At 64.9% G+C, this 26,391-nt stretch carries 21 protein-coding genes, 1 tRNA gene and 1 riboswitch; of the genes, 8 read left to right on the forward strand and 14 right to left on the reverse strand.

The features are described 5' to 3' along the window. Nucleotides 1-9: 9 nt before the first annotated feature. The 8 genes from CLM73_RS26845 to CLM73_RS26880 form a co-directional block, all read right to left on the reverse strand. Entirely contained in the window at nucleotides 10-1,923 is a 1,914-nt protein-coding gene (locus tag CLM73_RS26845; protein WP_105241032.1) for a tetratricopeptide repeat protein, read from the reverse strand. Then, a complete protein-coding gene (locus tag CLM73_RS26850; RefSeq protein WP_158685960.1) occupies nucleotides 1,916-2,947 on the reverse strand; it encodes a sugar ABC transporter in 1,032 nt (343 codons plus the stop codon). The genes CLM73_RS26845 and CLM73_RS26850 overlap by 8 nt, the downstream gene beginning before the upstream one ends. A gap of 121 nt (nucleotides 2,948-3,068) precedes the next feature. Then, nucleotides 3,069-3,785 (reverse strand): hypothetical protein, encoded by a 717-nt coding sequence (locus CLM73_RS26855; protein ID WP_056559922.1) that lies wholly within the window; start codon nucleotides 3,783-3,785, stop codon nucleotides 3,069-3,071. 9 nt (nucleotides 3,786-3,794) lie between these two features. Further along, nucleotides 3,795-5,132 (reverse strand): ABC transporter permease, encoded by a 1,338-nt coding sequence (locus CLM73_RS26860; RefSeq protein ID WP_105241033.1) that lies wholly within the window; start codon nucleotides 5,130-5,132, stop codon nucleotides 3,795-3,797. Between the two features lie 7 nt (nucleotides 5,133-5,139). Beyond that, nucleotides 5,140-6,297, reverse strand: coding sequence for a polysaccharide biosynthesis/export family protein (locus CLM73_RS26865; protein ID WP_105241742.1), 1,158 nt, complete (start codon nucleotides 6,295-6,297; stop codon nucleotides 5,140-5,142). Nucleotides 6,298-6,340: 43 nt separating this feature from the next. Next, the gene (locus tag CLM73_RS26870; RefSeq protein ID WP_105241034.1) at nucleotides 6,341-8,398 is read right to left on the reverse strand and encodes a glycosyltransferase; all 2,058 of its coding nucleotides are present in this window, start codon (nucleotides 8,396-8,398) and stop codon (nucleotides 6,341-6,343) included. Then, nucleotides 8,395-10,872 carry a hypothetical protein gene (locus CLM73_RS26875; RefSeq protein ID WP_105241035.1) on the reverse strand — a complete coding sequence of 826 codons (2,478 nt, stop codon included), beginning with the start codon at nucleotides 10,870-10,872 and terminating at the stop codon, nucleotides 8,395-8,397. Before CLM73_RS26875 ends, CLM73_RS26870 begins: the two co-directional genes overlap by 4 nt. 38 nt (nucleotides 10,873-10,910) lie before the next feature. Further along, the gene (locus CLM73_RS26880; RefSeq protein ID WP_105241036.1) at nucleotides 10,911-12,170 is read right to left on the reverse strand and encodes a nucleotide sugar dehydrogenase; all 1,260 of its coding nucleotides are present in this window, start codon (nucleotides 12,168-12,170) and stop codon (nucleotides 10,911-10,913) included. 525 nt (nucleotides 12,171-12,695) lie between these two features. Here CLM73_RS26880 and CLM73_RS29070 point away from each other — a divergent pair. Next, nucleotides 12,696-12,884 carry a hypothetical protein gene (locus tag CLM73_RS29070; protein WP_158685945.1) on the forward strand — a complete coding sequence of 63 codons (189 nt, stop codon included), beginning with the start codon at nucleotides 12,696-12,698 and terminating at the stop codon, nucleotides 12,882-12,884. A gap of 2 nt (nucleotides 12,885-12,886) precedes the next feature. Here the strand turns inward: CLM73_RS29070 and CLM73_RS26885 are convergent. The 3 genes from CLM73_RS26885 to CLM73_RS26895 all read right to left on the reverse strand — a co-directional run bounded on the left by CLM73_RS26885 (nucleotide 12,887) and on the right by CLM73_RS26895 (nucleotide 15,449). Then, a tRNA-Pro gene (locus CLM73_RS26885) sits at nucleotides 12,887-12,963 on the reverse strand. Nucleotides 12,964-13,132: 169 nt separating this feature from the next. Further along, a complete protein-coding gene (ispB, locus tag CLM73_RS26890; protein ID WP_063952160.1) occupies nucleotides 13,133-14,098 on the reverse strand; it encodes an octaprenyl diphosphate synthase in 966 nt (321 codons plus the stop codon). Between the two features lie 181 nt (nucleotides 14,099-14,279). After that, nucleotides 14,280-15,449, reverse strand: a complete 1,170-nt coding sequence (locus CLM73_RS26895) for a fumarylacetoacetate hydrolase family protein (RefSeq protein WP_105241037.1) — start codon at nucleotides 15,447-15,449, stop codon at nucleotides 14,280-14,282. Between the two features lie 139 nt (nucleotides 15,450-15,588). Between CLM73_RS26895 and CLM73_RS26900 the strand changes: the two genes are divergently transcribed. The 5 genes from CLM73_RS26900 (at nucleotide 15,589) to proB (ending at nucleotide 19,728) form a co-directional block, all read left to right on the forward strand. Beyond that, on the forward strand, nucleotides 15,589-16,347 hold the full coding sequence (locus CLM73_RS26900) for an IclR family transcriptional regulator (protein ID WP_105241038.1): 759 nt from the start codon (nucleotides 15,589-15,591) through the stop codon (nucleotides 16,345-16,347). A gap of 242 nt (nucleotides 16,348-16,589) precedes the next feature. Next, nucleotides 16,590-16,901 carry a 50S ribosomal protein L21 gene (gene rplU / locus CLM73_RS26905; RefSeq protein ID WP_006216228.1) on the forward strand — a complete coding sequence of 104 codons (312 nt, stop codon included), beginning with the start codon at nucleotides 16,590-16,592 and terminating at the stop codon, nucleotides 16,899-16,901. A 34-nt stretch (nucleotides 16,902-16,935) separates the two neighbouring features. Continuing rightward, entirely contained in the window at nucleotides 16,936-17,196 is a 261-nt protein-coding gene (gene rpmA / locus CLM73_RS26910; RefSeq protein WP_006216229.1) for a 50S ribosomal protein L27, read from the forward strand. Nucleotides 17,197-17,399: 203 nt separating this feature from the next. Continuing rightward, nucleotides 17,400-18,536 carry a GTPase ObgE gene (gene obgE / locus CLM73_RS26915; RefSeq protein ID WP_056559938.1) on the forward strand — a complete coding sequence of 379 codons (1,137 nt, stop codon included), beginning with the start codon at nucleotides 17,400-17,402 and terminating at the stop codon, nucleotides 18,534-18,536. A gap of 55 nt (nucleotides 18,537-18,591) precedes the next feature. After that, nucleotides 18,592-19,728: a glutamate 5-kinase gene (gene proB, locus CLM73_RS26920; RefSeq protein ID WP_056559940.1), complete on the forward strand. Its 1,137-nt coding sequence runs from the start codon at nucleotides 18,592-18,594 to the stop codon at nucleotides 19,726-19,728. Between the two features lies 1 nt (nucleotide 19,729). On the opposite strand, the gene CLM73_RS26925 is transcribed toward proB, so the two are convergent. Then, nucleotides 19,730-20,398, reverse strand: a complete 669-nt coding sequence (locus CLM73_RS26925) for a winged helix-turn-helix domain-containing protein (protein WP_234015765.1) — start codon at nucleotides 20,396-20,398, stop codon at nucleotides 19,730-19,732. Between the two features lie 125 nt (nucleotides 20,399-20,523). On the opposite strand from CLM73_RS26925, the gene CLM73_RS26930 reads away from it, so the two are divergent. Beyond that, entirely contained in the window at nucleotides 20,524-20,952 is a 429-nt protein-coding gene (locus tag CLM73_RS26930; RefSeq protein WP_234015935.1) for a helix-turn-helix transcriptional regulator, read from the forward strand. Nucleotides 20,953-21,053: 101 nt separating this feature from the next. On the opposite strand, the gene CLM73_RS26935 is transcribed toward CLM73_RS26930, so the two are convergent. After that, complete coding sequence (locus CLM73_RS26935) at nucleotides 21,054-21,623, reverse strand: SecDF P1 head subdomain-containing protein (protein ID WP_105241041.1); 570 nt, start codon at nucleotides 21,621-21,623, stop codon at nucleotides 21,054-21,056. A 220-nt stretch (nucleotides 21,624-21,843) separates the two neighbouring features. Then, nucleotides 21,844-21,950, forward strand: a riboswitch (TPP riboswitch). Between the two features lie 63 nt (nucleotides 21,951-22,013). On the opposite strand from CLM73_RS26935, the gene thiC reads away from it, so the two are divergent. Further along, a complete protein-coding gene (gene thiC, locus CLM73_RS26940) occupies nucleotides 22,014-23,927 on the forward strand; it encodes a phosphomethylpyrimidine synthase ThiC (RefSeq protein WP_105241042.1) in 1,914 nt (637 codons plus the stop codon). A gap of 763 nt (nucleotides 23,928-24,690) precedes the next feature. On the opposite strand, the gene CLM73_RS26945 is transcribed toward thiC, so the two are convergent. After that, entirely contained in the window at nucleotides 24,691-25,809 is a 1,119-nt protein-coding gene (locus tag CLM73_RS26945) for an IS110 family transposase (protein ID WP_105237584.1), read from the reverse strand. Nucleotides 25,810-26,391 lie beyond the last annotated feature (582 nt).

Here is a 26,391-nt window from a genome sequence, read left to right on the forward strand (position 1 = left end):
CCTAAATCTTCATGCAGACGAATCCGCCGCCGTCACATGGCGCCAGATGCCGCCACTCAATCGCAGGTTCTCCGGCGGGCCGGCAAGATGCTCGCGCAGCCGTTCGAAGTACGCCTTCTGCCAGCGCTGCGCGTAAGCGTCCGCGTCCTCGCCCGGATTGGCGGCCGGCAGCATTTCCAGCGTGTAGGCCACCTGCCCGTTTTCCCAGCGCGGCGCGTAGAACACCGACGGCACGCCCATGCGATGCGCCAGATGGGCCGCGAAACCGGAATAGGTGACGTCCTGGCCTTCGAACGTCGTGCGCGGCGCGGCCGGATTTGCCGCGCCGTCGATGGCCAGGCACAGCACGAATCCCGAGTTGATCGCGCGCATGCACGCCTTGGCGACCTGCGCCTCGGTCTGGTCGGCCGTGGATATCAGCGCCTCGGCGTAGCTGCTGCGGGCGATGCTGGGCGCCGACGCCAGCCAGCGCGACGGGATGCCAACCAGTTCCAGCGCCATCAAGCCCGCATACATCGGCCCGACGTGCGCGGTGGCGACCACGACACCGCGGCCGGCGGCCAGCAGCGGCGCAAAGAAGCGTTCGCCGGTGTCCAGTTCGCCCAGCATGGCCATCGCTTCTTCGACGCGCTCCTCGCGGCATTCGAGCCAGTCGAAGAGCAGATGGTCGATCATGTGGCCCCAGCGCGCGCGGCGTTCCCACGTCGCACGGTCGATGTCCGTGTCGCCGCGCATTGACCAGGCCCAGTCCAGCCGCGCCTGCGGAATCGGCGCGGTGTCTAGCTGTTCTTCCATGCGCGCCAGCGCTTCCTGGAAGGTCTCGGGCAACCGCGCGCCGCGCTTGGCGACGTATTGCTCGAAAAGCGCCTCGGCTTCGTCCTTGCGGCCCGCCTGCGACAGCGCGCCGATGGCCGACCGCTGCCACAGCAGGTTGTCGGGCGATTTCTTAAGCAGGAACATCATCTGCTCGGCCGCCGCGTCGTACTGCAGGGTGTAGCGCAGCGCGCGGGCATACAGGCCCCGCGTCTGCTCAAGATCGGGCGCCAATTCGATGGCGCGCGCCAACGGCGCCACGGAATCCTTGTAGCGTCCGGCGCGCAGCAGGGTTTCGCCATGCAGCGTCAGCAGCCGCACGTCGTCCGGCGCGGCCTGCAGGCCGGCCTCGAAGTGCGCCAGCGCATGGGTCTTGCGATCGTCTTCGGTGCCGCGCCGCAGATGCGCCAGGCCCAGCGACGATCGCAGCGCCGCGCAATCCTGGCCGGCGCCCAGCGCGCCATCACCCAGACGGATTGCCGCCGCGGTGCGGCCATCGGCCAGCAACGCGCGCACGGCCATCGTCGCCACCCGTTCGTTGGGCAGCTTGTCCGGATCCAGCGAGGACGCAATGCCCGACGCGTCGGCCACATCGCCGTTGCGCACGAAGGCCATCATCCACGCGTAGGCGTCTTCGGGCGCGCTCTGCGCCAGCGGCAGGGTCGTGCGGGCCACTTCCGCCGCCTCGGGCACGCGTCCCGCCTGCACGCGCATCTGAATACGCGCGGCATGCAGCGACGCATTGCCGGGCTCGATGCCGGCGGCGGCGTCGGCCTCGGCGATCGCCCTGTCCCACTGCTCCAGGCGGCCGAGCAGGCTGGCGAGCAGGCGCCTGTCGTCGACCCGCGCGGGATACACGGCGACAAGCGTCTCCAGCGCCGCGATGGCGCTGGCCAGCTTGCCTTCTTTCACGTCGGGCGAGACCAGCAGCCGTCGGACCTCGCGCCAGCCGTCCTTGGCCGGGCGCAGCGCCGGTTCCAGCGCGGCCATATCGCGCGCCGGGTCTGCCGACGCGCGGATCTGTCCGATGACCTCGCGCAGGCGCGCCGTGGCGTCCTGCGGTTCGGCGCCAGCTTCAGGCGCGCGGTTCTCGATAACCGTATCAACCATGACGCAGCCCCCTCAACAGAGCCATCGCGACGCGTGCGATGAACATGAGCACAAATCCCAGTGCCAGCGCCTGCAACAGCAAGATGCCGGTGCGCGGGCTGCTGGGCCGATCCGTCGGCACCGGCTGCGCGATGATCGACAGATACCGCTGCAGGCGCAGCGCGTCCGTCATGGCCTGCTGGTACGACTGTTGCGCCAGCGTCAGGTTGGAATCCGCAAACACCTGGGCATTGCGCAGCGCCTCGTATTCCTTCAACTGCTTGGCTTCCGTATTGCCGTCGCCGCTCAGGCGCTGACGCACGGATGCAAGCCGCTTTTTCAGCGCCGCCACCTGCATCTGCGCAGGCTTGAGCATGAAATGGTCCTTGTTATCCAGCGCCCGGATCTTGTCCAGGTTGATCTGCGCGGTGCTCAGCTCGCCTTCAAGCTGGCTGGACAGGTTCAGCAGCATCGACACGGTGGCGCTGGGATCGATGTTGCCGTGCTTGGTGCGCCACGTGGTCAGCGCATCGCGCGCCGCCAGCGCCTTCTCTTCGGCAAACTTGACCGACTCCTCGCTCACCTTCAGCTTGTCGGCCACGCCCTTCTCGTTCATCGAGCTGACGAATTCCTCGGCCAGGCCGATCAGTTCCTTGGACAGCGTGGCCGCGTCGGCCGACGAAAACGCGCTGACCCGCAGCACGTCGATCTGCTCCAGCGCATTGAACGACACATGCACCGACGCCTGATAGGCGCGATACAGATCGTCCTCGCTGGAGTCCTCGGCCAGGCGGTTGAACGGGTCCAGCCCTTCGTTCTTCAGGTAGCGGCGCAGGCCGACCTTCTTGTCCAGCTGCTGCATGCTGTCGCGCGATTTCAGAAAATCGGCAACCGCCCACCCGTCCACGAAACCGCCCAGCATGCCGCCCGAGTTGCCCGTGGTGAGCAGGCTGGCCGCCGCGCCGGCGCCGCCGCCCTGGTTGGACGCCGACTGCACGAAGAACCGCGATTCGGCTTCGTAGCGCGGCGTGGCGACGATCGACAGGTAGACCACCGCCAGCGCCACCGGCACCAGCACGATCAGCGCGTTGATCCAGCGGTGGCGGCGGCGTTCGCGCAGCGCCGACTGCCGCTCGCGGCGGCGGCGTTCGATCTCGGAGCCGCCGTCAGAACCCGAGTTGGCCTTCGTCGAAGCCGCCTCCGAGGACGTCGTCGCCTGTGCCGGAGTCGCTCCGTGATCTTCGCGGGGGATACCTGCGGAGGCACTGGTCGAGGTCGTCGTCGATGCTGAGCGCGCTTCGTTCATAGATCAAGCCTTTGAAGCAATAGTCCGCCAACTGATTCTGGCGATAACTGGAAAAAATGAGTGTCCGGCCAACCAGCCGCTCTTCGAAGAGCGCCAGCCAGAGCCGGGTGAAACGGCAGGGCTCGAAGGGGATGCTCCCTTCGATCACGTAGACATCGAACGCGGGCGCCAGCGCCAGCGCGAACGAAAACTCCTGCCGCACATAGAGCGGCCAATGCTCCATGGGCTTGGCCAGCATCTTCGGATCGCTGATCAGGTCCGCGACCAGTTCGTACGTGGCATCGGGGTCGATCTCGTACATTTCGCTGACGAAATCGATCATGGACAGGCCGCTGGCCTTGCCGCGGATGAAACCCTGCCGGCCGATCGCCCACGAGACATTGCCGTCGTGCTTGACGAAGCCCTGCCGCGGCGGACGCAGGCAGCACAGCACGTCCACCAGCTGGCGGTGCATCTCCGGCGCGGGCGACAGCAGCGCATAGCGCCCGGCCGGAATGTCGAGCGTGGCGTTGGCCAGCAGCGGCTGCCTGCTGCCGAAGGAATAGGGTTCGTCGGTTACGCCATTGAGATGGATCATTTTTCTCCCTCACATTGGCTGAACGTTGGGACGGGCCAGGCGCTCTGCCACCAGCGCGATCACCATCATGAACACCAGCGAGGTCAGGAAGTAACCCAGGCTGGCATCGTGCGACTCGTACGCATGGAAGTACGCCGAGCGCAGCAACTGCATGCCGTGCGCCAGCGGCGACCACAGCATCCACGGCCGCAGTTGCTCCGGAAACTGCTCCGACACGAAGAACACCGCCGCGAAGATCTGCAGGAAGCGTTCGATGATCGGCGCCAGCCGCAGAAAGAAATGCCAGTAGGTCGCAATCGACCCGAACAGCACTCCCATCGCCGCGCCCGCCACGCCCATCAGCACCACAAAAAGAATGAAGCCGGCCCAACTTTGGGGCAGCGTGATGAGCCCGATCGCGTGGCCCGCGGTGATCAGCACTGCAAACACCACCACATAAACAGACACGTAGATCATGGCCTGCACCAGCGCACACATCAGCGGCGTGACGCCCTGGAAATTCAGCAGGCCGCGTGCCGACACGTACGCCGTACTGCTGCGGAAAGCGATCTGGCGGAACATGATCCAGGTCGTCGCGCCCAACAGCGAGAACGTCTGCACGTCCATCCCCAGGATGTAGTGCGTGCCCATCAGGATGTACAGCGACGAAATCAGCGTCAGCAGCACCACCGGACCAACCAGCGCCCACACCAGCGCGATGCGGCTCTCGCCATGCATCACGCGCAGCTGATAGATGAACATCGCCATCAGCGTGCGGCCGATCGGCCGATGGCCGGCCGTGTCCTGCGAATGCCCCTCATGCAGGGAGCGCAGCCGGTCGCGCAGGATCGCGAGGTCACCCGCTTCGGTCTGCGCGACCTCGATCTCCAGCGCAATGTCGTTGCGCGACGCATGGCGGCGCGCTTCGCGCGCCTCGTCCTGCTTGCGCCGCTCCACGCGGCGTGCATGCGCGGCGGCCAGCCGCTCGTCCTCGGACACCAGCTTGGCCGGCATGTAGCCCGGCGCAAACACCTCCACACCCGCGCGGATGTCCTGCTCCAGCAGGCGCACGATGATGCGCAGACGCCGCCGCGAGAAATCCGCCAGGGTCTCATCGACCTCGCTGCGCGCGATCTCCGCATCCAGCTCCGCCTGCACGGCCTCGTACACCGCCCGCCGGGCCGCCACGGAGTCGTGCGGTTCGCCCTGCAGGCGGGCCAGCAGCGGCTTGAACAGCACGCCCGGCGGGGCCTTGGCCTCGAACAGCGCGGCCGGATCCAGCCGCCAGTTGGCGACACCAGACCCTACCGCGTAGCTGTTTTCCTTGCGGCGCGAGCGCCAGCCCTTTATCCGATCCTCGTTACTCATGGACGCGTTATTGGGCCACGCCGGTCGAACCGCCGCCCGAATCGCTGTCGATGGCTCGCGTGGCGCTGAAGCCCGCGCTCATCGTGACGCGGAAGGCCGACAGCACCTTCTGCACCTGCGTGAACGGCGCGTCCGAGATATAGATGGCCTGTCCTTCATGCACCGTGAACTCGCGCGCCAGCGCCACCTGCTCCGGACGCGTGAGGTCGAACTGGTACACGACGGGCAGCAAGTCCGGCTTGCCTTCGGCCCCGGCTTGAGCGGGCGTGAACAGGAACACCGACCGCGGATCGGCCAGCTTGTCGTCCAGGCCGCGCGAATCCGCCAGCGCGTCCAGCACGCTGTAGTTGCGCTTGCTGATTTCCACCCGGCCCTGCTGGCCGGCCGCGCCCAGCACGGTCAGGAATTCCCTGGCGTCGTAGGCGGTGATCACATCGCCCGAGCGCAGCAGGATGTCGTTGTTCTGGTTGCGGTAGATATCCGCCAGCCGCACCGAGGCCACCTGGCTGTCGCGGCGCAGGCTGATGATGAGCTGCTCGGGATTGGTCTGCACCGGCGCGGCCTGCGCCAGCGCGCTGCTCAGGCGCTGGGCGGTCTGCGTGATGGGATACATGCCGGGTTTGGTCAGGTTGCCCTGCACCGTCACCATTTGCCCGCGCGCATCGGCCGCGCGCGTGACGCTGACGTCGGCGCCGACCACGAGCTTGCTCAGGCGCGCCACGATGGCGTCATGCAACTGCCCCAACGTCCGGCCTTCGGCCTGGAACTTGCCGATGATGGGGAACGAGACATTGCCGGAACGGTCGATCTCCTGGTTGCCCAGGTCGCTGACGCCCGACGGATCCGGGGCGAACACGCCCAGCCCGCCGCGCTCCCAGACGCGCACGTTGATGCCGTCGCCCGGCACCAGCTTGTCGAATCCCGCCTGCGTCAGATCGCGATAGCGCACGGGAAAGTCCGCCACGTCAGGCACCCTGCTTTTTTGCGCGAGTTCGCGCGACACGGGCATCACGATGACGTCTTTCTCATCGTGAGCCCCGGTCATTTCGCTGAGCATCGGGCCGGACCGTGGGAGCTGGCAACCCGTGAGTGTCAGCGCTGCCAAGAGCAGCATGGCAAGCGTCGCGTGGCGTCGCGCGCCCAGGGCCGGGACGTTCATTTGCATAGGATCCTTCAGCTTCAGCACTTTAAAAAAGAGCAACTGCCCGTCACGCCTGCATCAAGCGCTTGGGCGCAACATCGATGCGCTCATCGTTCTCGGACTCGGTCATCGCGGGCATGCAGATGCTCATGAACTTCGTGAGCATCGCGTCCAGCGAGAACAGCTTCTGCGCCCGCTGGCGACTATTTGCCCGCATGTCCGCATTGCTGCGCACCTGGTCCACCATGTTCAGGACCTTCTCGCACGCCTCGTGCATGTCGGGATGATCCACGCAGCTGAGCAGGTGGCCCGTCTCGTCCTCGACAAAGCATTCTTCCGCGCCGCCGGCCGGCGTGGAAATCACCGGCACGCCCAGCAGTTGCGCCTCGATCAACACGTTCGGCAGGCCTTCATAACGCGAAAGCAGCACGCTGGCGTCCATCTTCGAATACCAGAAGCCCACGTGATTCGACAGCCCCACCAGCAACAGGCGCTCCAGCACGTCGTGCTCTAGCGCCAGCGCCTCGATGTTCTCGCGCAGGCGTCCGTCGCCCACGAGGAAAAAGCGCGCCTGCGGACGCTCTTTCAGGTAAAGCGCCGCCAACTTGATGAAGAGCTGCGGACGCTTGTCCGGCTCCAGGCGGAACACGCCGCCGATCGTTTCCGTGGCGTCCTTGGTGCGCTCGTGGAAGGCTTCCCACTTTGCCTTGTCGGCGTCCGATGCATCGATCGCCAGATCCGGCACGCCGTTGTACAGGATGTGGAATCGCGCCAGCGGAAGATCCAGCCACTCGGCGTACGCTTCCGCGGCCTTGCGGCTGTTGCTGACGAACACCACGCCCGGCACCAGGGCCAGCGCCTGGAACAGCTCGGGATACTCTTCGCGGAAACGGTCCTTGCGGATGTTCGGCGGCAGGCCGCGGAACACCAGGTGGATCGTCGGCGTGCCGGCCAAGAGCGCCGCCAGGGCGCCAAAGAGGCACGTGCCGTCCTGCCACAGGCTCACCACGTCGAACCGGTTGGCGCGCAGCACAGGCGCCAGACGCGTCACGCCGTAGTGCACGGGCGGGGGCAGTTGTTCCAGCAGGCGGCCCAGATTGCCTTCGGGCACGGACTGGTGCGCCACCGAGATCGCCGGCAGGCGGTTGATCTCCGTGACGGGAATCTGCGCCTTGATGAGCACCGGCAAGAAGAAGTCGTCCTGCTTCTTGGGCGACCCGGACGGTTCCGTGTGCTGTTTGACCAGCACCTCGACCTTCTTGGGCCGCATCAGGATGTCCGGCGGCTGCTGGTCCGGCGATGCGGCCAGACGAGTCAGCTCGCCCGCCAGGCGGGTCAGCTGGCGCTCGGCGCCGCCCGGTCCCAGGCTGCCGGTGACCAGCGCCACCGACACCGGCTTTTCCGGCGTGTTTTCAGCGATCTTGCGGTTGCGAAAGTGCAGGATCGCGTGCTTCATCGACACGATGCGCACGTCCTTGCCCGCCAGCGATTCTTCGGATTCGAAGCGCTGGTAGAACGCGTAGTCGCTGGCCAGTCCCTCGGCCAGTTCGGCCGCCTTGCTGCCGGGCGTCAGATGCTTGGCCACGGGCGCGATCGCATCCCACGCGTCGGCCAGCAGGCCGCGCTTGCGCAGGCGCTTGGCAAACTCCACGCGCATGTTGCGATCCGTGTGCTGCGAGATCAGACGCCGGAACAGCGCGTCGGACTGCTCGTGCGCGCGAATGTCGCTCAAGAGCTTTGCCCGCGAGAACAGGCGGTCCGGATTGGTCGTCTCGGCCGGCAGGTGACGGTCGACCAGCGCCATGGCTTCGTCCAGGTGCCGTTCCTTCACCAGCCGCGTCGCGCAATAGCGCACGATCTGCAGGTCGTCCGGGCATTCCTCGAGCAGGGTCGCCCACTGCTCGGCCATGCCCTCGTTCAGGCCCGCAGACTCCTGCAGGCGGAGCAGGAGGAAGCGGACCTTTGAATCCTCCATGTAATCGCGGCCAAGCGCCTTGGCGCGTGCCAGGTTTTCCTGAGCGACTTGAACCCGCCCCGATGCCGCAACGATTTCCTCCAACTGCGCTTGAACTTGCTGAAGATCGGACTTGGCGTCCACTCGCTCGGTTATCAGAGGTGGATTCATGCTGCCTTTCTCCGGTTGATCTTCTCGATCCAGACGAGGCAGCGCTCGATGTAGTGGTCGTACTGCGCCGGGTTCTCCGAACGTTCCTGCAACTGCTTCCAGTAAGGCAGGGCCTGTTCGAAGCGGTGCAGACGCATGGCGCCGACGGCGGCCAGGCGCAGGCCGATGGGATCGTCAGGCACCAGCGACACGATGCGTTCGCCCAGCGCCAGGCGCTCGGTCGTGCTGGACGGTTCCAGGGCGCGCGCTTCGGCGTACAGATAGGCCAGGATGCGGCGTTTCTCGTGGTCCACTTCCGGCATGCCGGGCCACGACTGCGCGACGCGATCCAGCAGCTTCCACGCGCCCTGATGGTCGCCGTTCGACAGGATCTCGCGGGCGCCACGGATGGCGCGCGGGCCGAGCCTGCCCAGCTGGCGTTCGGCTTCGTCCTTGGCGCTTTGATCGGCGCCCGAGTGGCCCAGCACGTCCTTGTACGCGTCGATCGCTTCACCGAACCAGCCGCCATTGAAGGCAACGCGGGCAAAGTGCAGCTTGGCGCTGAACGGGGCGGCATCGCCGGTGGCGGCCACTTCCAGGTGGCGCATCGCCGTCTTCTTGTCGCCCAGCGCGTCAGCCGCGCGGCCACGCATGGCGTGCAGTTCGGGGAAGTCCACGTTGGTGTCGATGGCCAGGTTGGTCAGGTCGATCACTTCCTTGTGGTTGCCGGCCACCAGCGCGGCACGCACACCCAGGCGCATGGCGCGTTCGAACGCGCGCTGTGCACGGGCGCCAGCCAGCGCGTCGGGGTTGAGCAGGCGGTGCGCGCAGATGCGTTCGGCGGCGTCGCGCAGGCGTCCTTCCTCCAGCGCGCGGTTGCCTTCCTCGGCCCACGCCGCGGACTGCGATTGCAGCCATGCGCCGATCTCTTCGTGCTCGCTCTTGGCCAGGCCGCAAGATGCCGCCAGCGTCGCCGCAGCCATGATGCAACCGCGCCACGAGGCTTCCTTGACCAGTTCCAGCGCGTCGCCCGCTTCCAGCTTGGGCTGTTCGCCGGCCAGATCGCGCAGCGCGTCGCGGTCGCCTGCCAGCAGGCGGTCGCGCCACAGCACCGCGAAGCCGCGGCCGTAGCTCGGGATCGCCGCGCGCACTTCATGCACCCAGCGAATCGCCGATTCCATGTCGCCGCCGGTCTGCAGCAGCGACAGCACCGTGTCGGCCGCTTCCAGCGCCATCGCGTCGGCCGGGTCCGAGATACGGAACAGCTGCTTCCAGTTGCCCAGGCTTTCGTCGACATAGCCCAGGTGGCCCGCCGACACCGCCGCGATGCGGACGATTTCCGGCGTCTCGATTTCGTCGCCCAGGAGGCCGGCGGCCAGCGAGTACGCCACGTCGTAGCGGCCCAGCTTGAACTGGTTGCGCATCAGGATCTGCTCGGCCTTGCTGCCCGAGGACAGCGCATCGGCACTGCCCAGAAGGGCCAGCGAGCCTTCGTAGTCGCCCAGTTCTTCCTGGATGCGCGCGAAGAGCACCACGTGATCCGGCAGGCTGGGGTAGCGGCGCAGCACATCGCGCACGCGGCGCGAGGCTTCGCGCAGCTCGCCCGAGTCCCACAGCTTCTCGATGCGCTCGACGCTTTCTTCCGCGCCCAGCTTGGGCACCGAGACCTGCGGGGTCGAGGAGCTCATGCGCGGACGGACGAAATTCTTGAACCAGTCGGTGTACAGACGCTCGGCGAAGGCCGGCGTGTAGTGGGTCAGATCCAGACCGCCGTCTTCCATGGCTTCGGCCTGGCCCAGCTTGTTCATCAGCGGGGTCGGGTCATAGCACGGCACGCCGATGCGCTGCGCGGCGGCGGCAATGGCGGCGATCAGCTGTTGACGCTGTTCGATGGGCACGTTGTCCGGCGTGTGGGCGTTGACGTGGGTGACGAACACGACCTTGTCGCGGCCCAGCAGCTCGACGAGCTGGCGCATCTCTTGCTCGATCTCCTCGTCCGTCTGGTCGCGCTTGACGACGCGGGCGAGCAGGTCGCGGTCTTCATTGTTCAGGCTCTTGAAGACCGGATCCTGGTCCAGCTGCGCGCGGCGCTCGGCCAGACGGTCGGCCACGGCCATCGACCAGAACGCGCGGGTGCGGGTGCGGTCGGCAAAGAACTCGCTGAAGTAGCGAACCAGGTAATTCGATTGGATGGGGTGGCCGTCGATCGTCAGCAGCTTGCGCGAGGACAGCTCGACCATGTACAGGTCGGCCGGCTTGTGCGTGCCGCGGCGAGCCTGCTCGCCATTGGACGGACGGAAGATCAGGCGCTGCACGTCAGCCGGGATGTCGCTTTGGCTGAACATGAAACGCGCCTGCTGGAGGGCTTCGGCGGCCGTGTGCACGAAACCGTAGTTGCGGCCGAGCTGAAGTTTGATCGGGTAGCGGCCCACGGCATCGCGCAGCGGCGTGTGGATGCGGCAGGTTCCGATCGGAGCGATGGTAAATGCGGTCATTCAGGGTCTCTCCTGTATTGATGGATTACGAGCCTGAACTAGAGAGTCCAGTACAGAAGGTCGGCCGGGAGCCGTTTGGCATCCAGCACCGACTTCAAGTCGCAGACCATGCCGCCGTTCTTGACGAGCTGCGGCAGGTCTTCCCAAAGGGTTTCCATGGTTTCGCGGTGCGGCACCGCCAGGATCAGGACGTCCATGTCGCGGAAGTCGGCGCGGTCGGCAAGCTTGATCCCGTACTCGTGCTCCATCTGCTCCGGATCGACCATCGGATCGCACGCGACCGGCGTGATGCCGTACTGGCCCAGCGCGTGGTACAGATCGACGATCTTCGAGTTGCGGATGTCGGGCACGTTTTCCTTGAAGGTCATGCCCAGGATGCCGACGCGGGTGGACGCATTCAGGCGGCCGCTGCGCGCAAGCTGCTGCACCAGGCGCGAGGCCACGTGGGCGGCCATGCCGTCGTTGATGCGGCGGCCGGACAGGATGACTTCGGGGTGATAGCCCAGTTCCTGGGCCTTGGACGTGAGGTAGTACGGGTCGACGCCAATGCAGTGACCGCCCACCAGTCCGGGCGTGAACTTCAGGAAGTTCCACTTGGTGCCGGCGGCCGCCAGGACCTCCGAGGTGCGGATGCCGACCAGATCGCAGATCTTGGACATCTCGTTCATGAGCGCGATGTTGATGTCGCGCTGCGTGTTCTCGAGCACCTTGGCCGCTTCGGCCACCTTGATCGAGGAGGCGCGGTGCACACCCGCGTCGATGATCTGCTCGTACACGCCGGCAATCACTTCCAGCGATTGCTCGTCCTGGCCGGACACGATCTTGACGATCTTCTCCAGCGGATGCTCCCGGTCGCCCGGGTTGATGCGCTCGGGGCTGTAGCCCAGCTTGAAGTCGACGCCAGCGCGTAGACCCGAGGCCTTCTCAAGCTCAGGGCCGCAGATTTCCTCGGTGGCGCCGGGGTGAACGGTCGATTCGAAGACGACGATGCAGCCGGGACGCAGCACGGGGCCGATGGATTGGCACGCCCGCACCAGCAGGGAAAAGTCAGGGTTGTTTTTCTCGTCGACGGGCGTCGGGACAGCCACCACGAAGAAATCGCAGCCTTCCAATTCGGAAAGCTGGTCGGTGAACTGCATGGGGGAGGCAAGCAATACGTCGCGTTCGATCTCGCCAGTCCAGTCATCACCCTCTTTCAGCCGTGCGATTCTCCGCTTGTCCACGTCAAAACCGATGACATCAAAGCGCCTGGAAAATGCCACTGCCACGGGCAGGCCGACATATCCAAGGCCACACACTGCGATTCTCTTTACCACGGGGGACCTCACTGTTTTCGTCGTGTCGCAGACACTAGAAATCGACGCCCAAAGGAAGGCAGTCCGACATGAAATCGAAATACCTGTGCCGTATGGGGCGGACGTATAGCTAAAAATGAATTTGGCTCGGTATCCGGTTAACTATCCGGGTAGCGAGCCTGGGCATCGTAGAGGGGTCGCGCAGCAAACTTTTTGCTAAATATTTTTATTGCTGCGGAAATAAATCAGGACAACCCGTAATAAACCCGGGAAATCCCTAGAAAAATTACATTCATTACACAAACCGCAACATGAGACGGTCGTTTCATGTAATCAAATATGAAAAGACGTTTTTCTTGGTCTGGTTTAACCAAATTGAAAAATCATTATCCAGATCGGTAGCTTATTTAGTTATTGCGTAAGGCAATATAAAAAAATTGCACCAAATTGGATCAGCACGCACCATTATCAGCACGGGACATGCCTGGTTTTCATCGTCTGGTAATAAATGGCCGGGCCGTGGACAACATGGCAGACAAAGTGGTGGTCGTGTGGCGAGCGACGTTTCCTGCCAATGCGCTTTTTGCAATGTGCTTTTTGCAACGCGTCTTGCAAACACCATCCGCGCAAATGCAAAAAAGCCGGCAGCGCTTGCGCGATACCGGCTTTCAGCCAAAAGATGTCGGGAAACACCTTCTTGAATTCTCGACCACATGAAGTGGTCGGGGCGAGAGGATTCGAACCTCCGACTCCTGCGTCCCGAACGCAGTACTCTACCAGGCTGAGCTACGCCCCGATCTTGACTACTCATTTAGCGGTGCTCAGACCCACTAAACGCTTTACTGCACTTTCTTCATTGCACTTTCTTCATTGCACTTTCTTCATTGCACTTTCTTCACTGCTTTTTCACTTCAAGCCGCCTGATGTTCAGACCACCTGGATGAATTTCCAACCGCCGTTTTTTGCTAGCGATCTCTATTCACCGCGAAAGCGCAGAATTCTAACAGAGAATTTTGAAAAGGGGAAATGGGGTAGATCGAAAGGGCTTCGCGGGCCCGATCTGCCTCGGCCACGGCGGCCAGGCGCGCGTGTTCCAGGGCGTCCGTGGCCTGGATGGCGGCGGCCACGGCGGCGAAGTCGGCGTCGCCCGTCTTGATGGCGTCGCGGATCAGTTGCTGCTGTTCGGGCGTGCCCACTTCCATGACGCGGATCAGCGGCAGCGTCGGCTTGCCTTCGCGCAGATCGTCGCCGACGTTCTTGCCCAGCGCGGCGGCGTCGCCGCTGTAGTCCAGGACGTCGTCGACCAGCTGGAACGCGGTGCCCACGTGGCGGCCATAGGCGGCCGCAGCGGCTTCCTGCTCGGGCGTGGCGCCCGCCAGCACGGCGCCGACCTGGGCGGCGGCTTCAAACAGCTTGGCAGTCTTGTAGCGCACCACCTGCAGGTAGCGCTCTTGAGAGACGTCCGGGTCATGCACGTTCAGCAACTGCAGCACCTCGCCCTCGGCGATCACGGTGGTCGCTTCGGACAGGATGCTCATGATGCGCATCGAGTCGGCCTCGACCATCATCTCGAACGAGCGCGAGTACAGGTAGTCGCCCACCAGCACGCTGGCCGCATTGCCGAACACGGCGTTGGCCGTCTCGCGGCCGCGGCGCAGGTCCGATTCGTCCACCACGTCGTCGTGCAGCAGCGTGGCCGTGTGGATGAATTCCACCACGGCGGCCAGCAGTTGGTGATGGGTGCCTTCGTAGCCCAGGGCGCGCGCCACCATCAGCACCATGGCCGGGCGCATGCGCTTGCCGCCCGCCCCAATGATGTAGTCGCCGATCGTGCGGATCAGAACCACATCGGAATTCAGCCGCTCGCGGATAACCGCATCGACGGCTTTCATATCGTCAGCTATGGGGGCAATGAGCGCGGGGAGATTCAAGACGTATCCGACAAGTGTGAAGCGAGCCGCGTGACGGCTCTTACCGCTGGGCCCGCCAGCGGACGGCGGGGGATTCGACCGTGGATTATACGGGGAGTGCGCGGGAATTCCGGGCACGCATGCCGCAAGCGGCAGAGCCCGGCGCCACGGGCCCTGCCCCAGGTCGCATCCGCCGGCCGGCTCAGCGCCCGTACGGCAGCAGACCCCGCGCGGCCAGGTTGGCGTAAAGCGCACGCACGCCAAAGGTCCAGGGCGGGATTTCGGTGGCCAATTGCACCTCGTTGACCAGCGCGCCCAGGCGCTCCGAGGCAATGACGACCCGGTCGCCGGTCACGTGGGTGAAGCCGGAGCCCGGCCCCTTGCGGTCCTTGGACGGCGAAAACATGGTGCCCAGGAACAGCATGAAGCCGTCGGGATACTGGTGGTGCGCGCCGAAGGTCTGGCGCACCAGGTCCAGCGGGTCGCGGCTGATTTCGCGCATGTGACTGACGCCGTCCAGTTCGAAGCCGTCGGGGCCTTCGATGCGCAGCGAGACGTCGGCATTGCGTACGCTGTCCAGCGTGAAGCCGCCGTCGAACAGCCGGATGAACGGGCCGATGGCGCAGGACCCGTTGTTGTCCTTGGCCTTGGTCAGCAGCAGCGCGCTGCGGCCTTCGATGTCGCGCAGGTTCACGTCGTTGCCCAGCGTGGCGCCGACCACCTCGCCCCGGCTGTCGACGGCCAGCACGATTTCCGGCTCGGGGTTGTTCCACTGCGATTCCGGCAGCACGCCGATGCGCGCCCCGAATCCCACGGACGCCATGGGCGGCGTCTTGGAGAAGACCTCGGCGTCGGGACCGATGCCCACTTCCAGATACTGCGACCACTGGCCGCGCTCGACCATTTCGGCTTTCAAGCGGATGGCTTCGGGCGATCCCGGGCGCAGCCGGGACAGATCGGAGCCGATCAGCGCCTGCATGCGCACGCGGATTTCCTCCGCGCGCCCGGCGTCGCCGCCCGCCTCTTCCTCGATCAGGCGTTCCAGCAGGCTGATGGCAAAGGTGACGCCTGCCGCCTTCACCGGCTGCAGATCGCACGGCGCCAGCAGGCGCGGCCCGTCCGCGCCTTGCAGCGTGGCCGCCATGAGGGCGTGCGCGTCGCCCAGGGACTCGCCCTTGGCCTCGCGCGCCAGCGAGACGCGGTCGGGATGGTCCAGCAGGTCAGACACCGTCGGCACCGTGGCGGTGATGTCCACCACCTCGCCCGCGCGGACGACGACCACGCTGGGTCCGCCAGCAGGATCGGGACGCCATACGCGGCCCACCAGCAGGGCGTCGGGCAGGTCGGCGGGCAGAAGATTGTTGTCGTTCATGGCGTCTCCTCGCTTGTGCCCGGTCGGTAGCGGGCGCGTGATTGTTTTGTGCCGGGCATGGCGAGCCCAGTCTAGGAGACTTCATTTATCATGTCCAACATATTGCTTTTCAGTCCAACCTATTGGAATAACTGTCATCATGGCTGCCGACTACGACGTTCCCGCCATCCGCCGCGCCCACGACATCCTGCGCGTGCTGTCCGGCCGTCCCACGCCGGTAAAGGCCGCCGAACTCGCGCGGGCCTGCGAGATGCCCAAGAGCACCCTGTACCTGCTGCTCGACTGTCTTGAGCAACGCCGGTGGGTCGAACGCCAGGATGGCGGCTACATCATCGGACTGGAACTGATGGCGCTTGGCGCCGCCTACCTGCGGCACGATGGGCTGCAGGCGGCCTTTCATCAGGCCGCCGCCGGTTTTGTCGAGCGCTGCAACGAGGTCGTACAGCTCGCGGCGCTGGATGGGTTTGACGTGGTGTACCTGGCGCGGGAGGACGCGCGCCGCCCCGTGCGCCTGGTGTCCGACCTGGGCCTGCGGCTGCCCGCGCACGCCTGCGCGCTGGGCAAGGCGCTGCTGGCAAGCCTGCCGCCCGAAGACCTTGCCGCCCGGCTCCCCAAGACCCTGCCCCGCGTCACCGACCGCACGATCTCGGACCCCGCGCACCTGCACCGCGATCTCGACGACGCGCGGCGGCTGGGCCTGGCCCAGGAGCAGGAGGAGGTCGCCACGGGTCTGGTATGTTTTGCGGCCTTTGTCGGCGTGACCCCGCTGGGCAAGCGGGTGGCGGTCAGCACGTCCATCCCGACCGACCGGCTGGACGACGCCCACCGGCAAGCGGCCATGGACGGCATCCGCCGGGTGGCGCGCGACATCGCGCTGCGCGTGATCCCGGGCGCATGAAGCCTTCACGCCACACCTAAGCCCTTAGCCTGCAACAGCTTTTTGACTTTCTAAAAGTCCCGGGCTAATATCTCGGATTCGGTCAGCAATGGCCGAATTACGTCGGTTGTTCGTGTACGCCGCCTGACGTCTTTGTCAGCCCTGAAGCTTCGGGCTAGCGGCAAAGCCGGTTCAGCACGGCACCCTCGCCCAGCAGGGCAGGCCACACGAACGAACCCATTTACCTATTTAAGGAACACCCCATGTACGCGGTCGTAAAAACCGGTGGCAAGCAGTATCGCGTTGCCGCTGGCGAAAAACTCAAGATAGAACAGATACCGGCTGACATTGGGCAAGAAATCACCCTGGACCAAGTGCTGTCCGTGGGCGAAGGCGACCAACTGAAAGTTGGCACGCCCCTCGTCTCCGGCGCTGTGGTCAAGGCAACGGTTCTTGCGCAAGGCCGCCACGACAAGGTCAAGATCTTCAAGATGCGCCGTCGCAAGCACTATCAGAAGCGTCAGGGCCACCGTCAGAACTACACCGAAATCCGCATCGAAGCCATCACGGCTTAAGAAGCGACTCGGTACCACTTAGCAGGAGCTAAACATGGCACAGAAAAAGGGCGGCGGCTCTACGCGGAACGGACGCGACTCAGAATCGAAGCGTCTGGGCGTCAAGGCATTCGGCGGCGAATTGATTCCCGCTGGTTCGATCATCGTGCGTCAGCGCGGTACTCGCTTCCACGCTGGCGTGAACGTCGGCATGGGCAAGGACCACACCCTGTTCGCGCTGATCGACGGCAAGGTTCAATTCGGCTTCAAGGGCGCATTGAACAAGCAGACCGTTTCGATCGTCGCTGCCGAGTAATTCGGAAAGCGCGCCCGCGGACGCCAAGTCCGCGGTTGCAAACGATCTGGGACGCGGTCCGCCGCGTTTCCCGAACGGCAAAAGCCCTGTCGCGTGCGGCAGGGCTTTTTTGTTTGAAGGCAATTGGCGAGTAAGCTCTCGATTGCCTCCCGGCGGCTCCCCTGTAGGGACGCCCGCCCTCACCCACTACACGCGCAGACACCATGAAATTCGTAGACGAAGCCACCATTGAAGTGGTCGCCGGTAAAGGCGGCAATGGCGTGGCGAGCTTTCGCCGCGAAAAATTCATTCCCCGTGGCGGTCCCGACGGCGGCGACGGTGGCCGCGGCGGCACCATCTACGCGGTGGCCGATCGCAACATCAACACGCTGATCGACTTCCGCTACGCGCGCCTGCACCGCGCCAAGAACGGCGAAAACGGCCGCGGCTCGGACCAATACGGCGCAGCCGCTCCGGACATCACCCTGCGCGTGCCGGTGGGCACGATCATCCATGACGCCGACACCGGCGAAGTCCTGTTCGATCTGAACAAGCACGAACAGCAAGTCGTGCTGGCCGCCGGCGGCCAAGGCGGCATGGGCAACATCCATTTCAAGTCCAGCGTGAACCGCGCGCCCAAGCAGTGGACGCCGGGCAAGGAAGGCGAGCACCGCTACCTGCGCATGGAACTGAAGGTGCTGGCCGACGTGGGCCTGCTGGGCCTGCCCAACGCCGGCAAGTCGACGCTGATCACCCGCATCTCCAACGCCAAGCCGAAGATCGCCGACTATCCGTTCACCACGCTGCATCCCAACCTGGGCGTGGTGCGCACGTCGCCGTCGCGCAGCTTCGTCGTGGCCGACATTCCGGGCCTGATCGAAGGCGCCTCCGAAGGCGCCGGTCTGGGCCACCTGTTCCTGCGCCATCTGGCGCGCACCCGCGTGCTGCTGCACCTGGTGGACGTGTCCACGCCCGACCCGGACGCTGATCCCGTCGAGCAGGCCGTCACGGACGCGCGCGCCATCGTCGAGGAACTGCGCCGCTATGACGCCGACCTGGCCGCCAAGCCGCGCTGGCTGATCCTGAACAAGCTGGACATGGTCCCCGATCCCGAGGACACCAAGCGCCGCTTCCTCGAACTCTACGGCTGGACCGGTCCGGTGTTCGGCATCTCGGGCCTGTCGGGCGAAGGCACGCAGGATCTGATCTACGCGCTGCAGGACTACCTGGACGCCGAACGCGAGAAGGAACAGCTTGCGCAGGATCAGGCCGAAGGCACCTACGTGGCGCCGGATCCCCGCTTTGACGAGACGCGCAGCGATGCGGACAAGCCGGCTGCGCCGCGCGGCGGTAACGAATAAGCCATAATCGCAGTCCTTTCGATTACGCTTTTTTTCGCCGCAGCCGGCCGCCATCATGTCTGCTGAATCACCCGCCGTTTCCGTCGTCACTCACGCCCAGCGCATTGTCGCCAAAGTCGGCTCATCGCTGGTCACCAACGAAGGCCGAGGCCTGGACCGCGCCGCCGTCGCGCACTGGGCCGCGCAGATCGCCGCCCTGCACAAGCAGGGCAAGCAGATCGTGCTGGTGTCCAGCGGCGCCATCGCCGAAGGCATGGCGCGCCTGGGCTGGCGCAAGCGCCCGTCGGTCATGCACGAACTGCAGGCCGCGGCCGCCGTGGGCCAGATGGGACTGTGCCAGGCCTACGAGGCCGCCTTCGCGGAACACGGACTGCGCACCGCGCAGATCCTGCTGACCCACGAAGACCTGGCCGACCGCCATCGCTACCTGAACGCGCGCAGCACGCTGTTCGCGTTGCTGCGTCTGGGCGTCGTGCCCATCGTGAACGAAAACGACACCGTCGTGACCGATGAGATCCGCCTCGGCGACAACGACACGCTGGGCGCGCTGGTCACCAACCTGATCGAAGCCGACACGCTGGTCATCCTGACCGACCAGCGCGGCCTGTACGACTCGGATCCGCGCAAGAATCCCCAAGCCAAATTCATCTCGCATGCCCAGGCCGGCGAACCCGCGCTGGAAGCCATGGCGGGCGGCGCGGGCAGCGGCATCGGCACCGGCGGCATGCTGACCAAGGTGCTGGCCGCCAAGCGCGCGGCGCACAGCGGCGCGCATACCGTCATCGCATCGGGCCGCGAACGCAACGTGCTGACGCGACTGGCCCAGGGCGAGTGCATCGGCAGCGAACTGCAGGCCGTCCTGCCGGTATGGTCGGCGCGCAAGCAATGGTTGGCCGATCACCTGCGGCTGCGTGGCCGGGTTGTGCTGGACGATGGCGCCGTGCAAGCGTTGCTTCGCGAAGGCAAGAGCCTCTTGCCCATCGGCGTGACCGACGTCGAAGGCGAGTTCGGCCGCGGCGACGTCGTGGCGTGCGTGGACAGCCAGGGCCAGGAATGCGCCCGCGGGCTGATCAATTATTCGTCTGCCGACACGCGCCGCATTTTGCGCCAGCCGTCGTCACAGATCGCGCGCATTCTGGGCAGCATGACCGAACCCGAGCTCATGCATCGGGACAACCTGGTGGTGCTGTAAGTCAGGCGCCGTCCATCCCCGACGGCGCCCTGCCCGCGCCCTCGGGCAGCAGGATGTATCCCCACCCCCGCACCGCCAATAGCGGAAGTTCGATATTGAACCGGCGCGCCTTGCTGCGCAGTCGGGACACGACGACGTCCACGCGCCGCGCGGTGTCCAGGGGATCGCGCGTTTCCGCCGGAAAGAAGTTTTCGCGATGAAGACAGTGGCCCGGCGCATTGAACAACCGCACCAGCACGGCGCGCTCGCGAAGCGTGAACGGCAGGCGTTGACCGGCGGGACCCACCAGCACGCGTCCCGGCGACACGACGCGCCACGCCCCCGGTCCGCATCGCGCGCGCCGGTACAGGCTGCGCAACAGCGCATCCCATTCCAGGGGCTCGGTGCCGGCCGGCACACAGGCGTCCACGCCCGCGTCCAGCGCCGCCGCGCGCTGGACCGCGGTGGCGCCACCGTCTTGCCACACCACCCGCGCACCGGGCGCGGCGTGACGCAAGCGGCCGATAAGGTCGGCAATGCCGGCGCACGGCCCCTGCAACGCGAGCAGATCCGGCGCGTCATCGGGCAGCTGTTCCTGCAACGCGTCCACCGATGCGAAGACGCGGGTGTCCCATTGAAATTGGCGCAACACAGCGGCAAGCCGCCACCCCGCCACGTCCTCAGATGGCATGATGAACACGCTGCCCCGCTCCCACATGCGACCGCCCCAGAAGTTATCACCCTAGTGTTATTTATATCCACCAACGTGACAGCACCGCAAGCTTCAATCGCCGTGTGAAAACATTCTCAGACCGACTGAAGCATGCGCGTCTTCTTCGTGGCCACACGCAGAAGGCGCTCGCCCGCTTGGTGCGCATCTCCCAAAGTGCTATTGGCAGCTACGAAAGTGGTCTGCGGCATTCGAGCCGATCCGCGCGCAAGCTGGCGCAGGTGTTGAAGATCGAAGTCGAATGGCTGGAAACCGGCAAGGGTCCCATGGAGCTTCCCCTGGAAGCCTACGACTTGAGCAATACCGTGCCAGTATCAGGCGTTTCCGACGCGGCGCCGCGTCCCGGCGGACGGCCGCGGCCCCTGGCGCCGTGGCCCTACCCCAACATTTCGCCCTCGCAGTTCGAATCGCTGACGCCCGACGAACGGGCAATGCTCGAAGCGTTAACCCAGACCTTCATCGAAACGACCCTGCTTCGCCGCGGCGTCAAGCCGCGCGGCCGCAAGATCGGCTGATTGCGATACGGGCTGGCGGCCCTGCGCTTTCCCTTCCCACCAAAAATCGCGACGCAAAAAAAACCGGCTCATGAGCCGGTTTTTTTTTGCGTCGCCCTGAATCAGGGCTTGGCGGCGGGCGCAGGCGCCGGCGCGGGGGCCGTGCCACCTGCCGCGGGTGCGGCGTCGCCACGGATGCGTGCGGCGATTTCAGAGGCGGCCTGAGCCGACGGCACGCCAAACGCCAGAACGCCACGGTTGAGCGGTTCGCCGATCAGCGGTGCGGCAACCAGTTCCTGATCGATCACCAGGGCGAGCACGCTGCCGACGTTGGCGGTGCTGACGGTGGTGAGCTTGCGCGTGCCGGCCTCGGAGAAACGCAGGCCAACGAAATTCTGGCCTTGACGGTCGACCAGCGCGGCGGCATCGGTCAGGTCAGCGCGCGTGAGGACGGGCGTTTCCTGCAGATAGAGCTTGCCGTCCGGGAGGCTGACTTCACGCAGGCCGGCGCCAGGTTCGCGCTTTGCCAAATAGAAATCCACGCGCGCGGCGGTCGCGGGCGTGGCCGATTGCTGACCCGCCTGAGGCGTGGCCGCGGCGTCGGACGTCTTAGTCGGGGCGGTCTTGCAACCCGCTAGCGCCAATGTCACGACAACGAGGGCGGGCGCCAAAGTGCGTAGGTTCAGTTGCATGCTCGATTCCTTCTTAAGTGGGCTGATGCCAAACGGTAAGACTCTAAGACTGTACACGCGGCGTGTGGAAAAAAGTGTACCGAACCTGCATGTCGGTGTCTGCCTAGACTGAATCCAAATGTAAAGCAGTAATACCAGCCTGCTTGAAAAGCCCTATTTACGCGGCTTGCGGCATTCCCAAGAGACTGACGAAGGCGCCTAGTCCGCTTGGCTCTATACTTCGCGTTCGCAGGGGTACTCGTCCCGCTTCAGGGCGGCGACGTGTTGAGAGAGTCCCTTCGTACCAGTACGGATAATGCCGATGCTGGGAGCGTATTCCCGCCGCGCGTCTTCGCACGCCTGGACGGGAGTCCATCCCGATCGGCTCCAACCACTCGCTTGGAGCTTTCCATGAACGCCAATCCCAAATTCCTGGCCGCTACCGCCGAAGTCGACGCGGCGGCCGTCGCACCGCTGCCCAAATCCCGCCGCGTGTATGAAGTGGGCTCGCGCCCCGACATCCGCGTGCCCTTCCGGGAAATCGAACAGGACGACACCCCGACGATGTTCGGCGGCGAAAAGAACCCGCCGCTGACGGTGTATGACTGTAGCGGTCCCTACACGGACCCCGAAGCGAAGATCGACATCCGCCGCGGCCTGCCGGCACTGCGCCGCGTCTGGATCGAGGAGCGCGGCGATACGGAGCTGCTGTCGGGCCCGACCAGCGATTACGGCAAATCGCGGCTGACCGACCCGAAGCTGACGGCGATGCGCTTTGACCTGCAACGTCCGCCGCGCCGTGCGAAGCCGGGCGCCAACGTGTCGCAGATGCACTACGCGCGCCGCGGCATCATCACGCCGGAAATGGAGTACGTGGCGATCCGCGAAAGCCTGCGCCGCGAACACTACCTGCAAACGCTGCGCGACAGCGGCCCGGACGGCGAGAAGATGGTCAAGCGCCTGCTGCGCCAGCATCCGGGCCAATCGTTCGGCGCATCGATCCCGGCCGCGATCACGCCGGAATTCGTGCGCGACGAAATCGCCCGCGGCCGCGCGATCATTCCGGCGAACATCAATCACCCGGAAGTGGAACCGATGGCCATCGGCCGCAATTTCCTGGTGAAGATCAACGCAAACATCGGCAATTCCGCGGTCAGCTCGGGCATCGGCGAGGAAGTGGAAAAGATGACGTGGGCGATCCGCTGGGGCGGCGACACGGTGATGGACCTGTCCACGGGCAAGCACATCCACGAAACCCGCGAATGGATCATCCGCAATTCGCCGGTGCCGATCGGCACGGTGCCGATCTACCAGGCGCTGGAGAAGGTGGACGGCAAGGCCGAGGACCTGACCTGGGAGATTTTCCGCGACACGCTGATCGAGCAGGCGGAGCAAGGCGTGGACTATTTCACGATCCACGCGGGCGTGCGTCTGCCGTTCATCCCGATGACGGCAGACCGGATGACGGGCATCGTGTCGCGGGGCGGCTCGATCATGGCGAAGTGGTGCCTGGCGCATCACAAGGAGAGCTTCCTGTACGAACGCTTCGAAGAGATCTGCGAGATCATGAGGGCGTACGACGTGAGCTTTTCGCTGGGCGACGGCCTGCGCCCGGGCTCGGGCTACGACGCGAACGACGAGGCGCAATTCGCCGAACTGAAGACGCTGGGCGAGCTGACGCAGGTGGCCTGGAAGCACGACGTACAGGTGATGATCGAAGGCCCTGGGCATGTGCCGATGCAGATGATCAAGGAAAACATGGAGCTGCAGCTGGAACACTGCCACGAGGCGCCGTTCTACACGCTGGGGCCATTGACGACGGATATCGCGCCTGGCTATGACCACATCACGTCGGGTATCGGCGCGGCATTGATCGGGTGGTATGGCACGGCGATGCTTTGCTACGTGACGCCGAAGGAGCACCTGGGGCTGCCGAACAAGAAGGACGTGAAGGACGGCATCATCACGTACAAGATCGCGGCGCATGCGGCCGACCTTGCCAAGGGGCATCCGGGCGCAGCGATTCGCGACAACGCGCTATCGAAGGCGCGGTTCGAGTTCCGTTGGGATGATCAGTTCAACCTGGGACTGGATCCGGATACGGCGAAGGAGTTTCATGACGAAACGCTGCCGAAGGATTCGATGAAGGTGGCGCACTTCTGCTCGATGTGCGGACCGCATTTCTGCAGCATGAAGATCACGCAGGACGTGCGGGATTATGCGGCGGCTCAGGGGGTCAGCGAGAAAGAGGCGCTGGCGAAGGGGATGCAGGAGAAGTCGGTGGAGTTCGTGCGGAAAGGGAGTGAGGTTTATCACCGGCAGTGAGTTGCTGGTGGTGGATTGAGGTTGGGGCGGGGAAAGGCTTGGGCTTGGGCTTGGGCTTGGGCTTGGGCTTGGCTTGGCTTGGCTTGGGGAAGGCAGGGTTCTTTAGACGCCCGGCGCGTCGTGGGCCTGGGGCGGGCGGGGCTCCGATTGCGGTCCGGAGCCTTCGCTCCGGACTGCCCCATCCTCAACCTCGTCCGCCTTCGGCTCCCTTCGGTTTCCGCCGGGCGCATCTAAACGCCCCGCCCACCCCAGGCCCACGCCACACCGGGCTTTGGTTGCTTGATCTTCACGCGTGTCGGGGCGAGTCGGGTTCTTTAGGTTCTTGCCCACGGCGGGGTGGGAGAGAAACGTTTTGCGGTGCCCGCCCCCGGCCGGCCGCGCGGGCGGCCTTTGGGGGCTTACGCGCTGTCTTGCGTCGTGGCGATGCCGCTTCGCGTGTGGCGGCATTTGGTTGAGATATTGTCTGGCACTGTCGGATTCGTAAGACTAAGTGAGGTGTCTGACACCCTGATATGGTCGCTGTCGTCAATAGGATTGGTTTGCTGGTGGAAATCAGTGACACGGGGTGATGCGACACAAGCCTGCTGCTGCGACGATAGATCAGACTGATATCCGTGGGTTGGTTTACCACCGTGCATCGATCCGTCGTGGAAGCTGCCTCGCTCTAGTGACGCAGGTTGCCCCAAAGGGTTCTGTTGAGGGTGTCGTGAGGGTTCTTCCTATCGAGTTCGTGTCGCATCACCTCGTGTCACGGGTATGAGTGTCATTGATGATGTGTGTTGTCGGGCAGCGATTGGCGCGCAATGGCCCAGATGAAGCCGGTCAGTTCCCGCGCCACGGCTACGCAGACTTTATTCGCCTGCACGCCTCGGGCCGATAGATGTGCAAATCTGGAGCACAAACGCACCTGAGCTTTCCAGGCGTGGGTGCGGATACTGGGAGAAAGTGTCGCGCTTCGGTCGCGCAGCGCTTGACTCATGCGCGCCGGGAAGCGGTAGTTCCAGGCCGCTTCGGTCAGAAGCCGCCGGGCGTGTGCGTTACCGGTTTTGGTAATCGAACCCCGGCGTACGCTGTTGCCACTGGAATGCTCCGATGGCACTAGCCCGAGGTAACCCATAAGCTGGCGAGCACTACCAAAGCGGGCGATGTCGCCGATCTCGCACACTAAGCCGATTGCGCTGACCGTATCGATACCACGCAGCGCCCTGAGCGCAGCCACGGTCGGCTCCTGGCGCCAACCTTCAATGGCGTGCTCGAGCGCCGTCGTCAGACGCTGTACGCGATCTTGAGCCGCTTGCACGGCCAGTTGATACTCGGCTAGCGCGATGTAATCGGCAGGATGGTCAAAATGCTGCTCCGCAATCCAGCGTTGGTGCGTCTTGTTCCAGGATGTCTTGCCGGGATAGCGCCGGCCTTGGCGCAGCAAAAATGCCTTGAGCTGCTGGCGCGCTTGCAGGCGCAGGTTGACGGCGTCTTCGCGAGCCCGCCAGAGATTGCGCAGCGCCTCGTGGGCCTGGTCAGGCACCCAGATGGCCTTGAGCTCCCCAGCCCGCGACAGCTCGGCCAGTCGCAAGCTGTCGCGCCGGTCCGTCTTGATGCGCTCGCCCGGGCGACGCGGGGTCAATGACGGCGCAATGATCTCGCAGCGATAGCCCCGATCGCTCAGCGCACGATATAGCCCATAGCCCGTCGGCCCAGCCTCATAGACCACGCTGACCTGCCGTGCGGCACCATATTTGCTTAGGGTCTTGAGCAACGCCTGCACGTCTGGCGTAAGCGTGCTGACAAACCGGCCGGGCTCCCGCCCGGCCTCGCACACGGACATCGCAATGCTGTCACCGTGCACATCCAGACCAACGAAAAACTTGATACGCTCGTCCATGGCTCGTCTCCATACGGTTTGCGGCTGGCTTGCCCCGCCGCATGTGGCTCGGCGCTCTCCTGGAGAGCGCAATCCACGATACAGGAGACGAGCCACCTTCCGATTAACGAGCGACCATAATGTCTGGTGAGATTCACGTCATGCCGAGTTCATCTCCCGAGGGTGTCAGACACCGGCAACGGCAGACGATCTCGCCAAATTCAAGCGGCGTCGAACCAATCGCCACTTGAACTCCAGTGCCCGATGGGCGGCGCGCGTACGGGTCGGCAGGTTGTGGCTGGTCGTCGACGCGCGCCGCCCATCACCGCCCCTCCCTCGTCGGAGAGCACCATTAGCAAACCGATCCCCGCCAGCGCGCAAGCGCACACCGCCCCGACGTCCCAAGGAACCGATGCTGGGTTGCCGCCGCCCGGGCGGCAGCAACCCGGCGGCCCCGCAGATCTCCTGCCCTGAACACAGGTCTTGTAGCGCCACATACCAAAGACCCTAGCAGCACGGCGTCGCGGTCACCGTGGGTGCGAGCGCCGTCGATGCGCCCGAGGGAATCTGAAGGGAAGGCCGAAGGCCTGGACGAAGATGACG

Source organism: Achromobacter spanius (genome assembly GCF_002966795.1).
Classification (GTDB): Bacteria; Pseudomonadota; Gammaproteobacteria; order Burkholderiales; family Burkholderiaceae_B; genus Achromobacter; species Achromobacter spanius_D.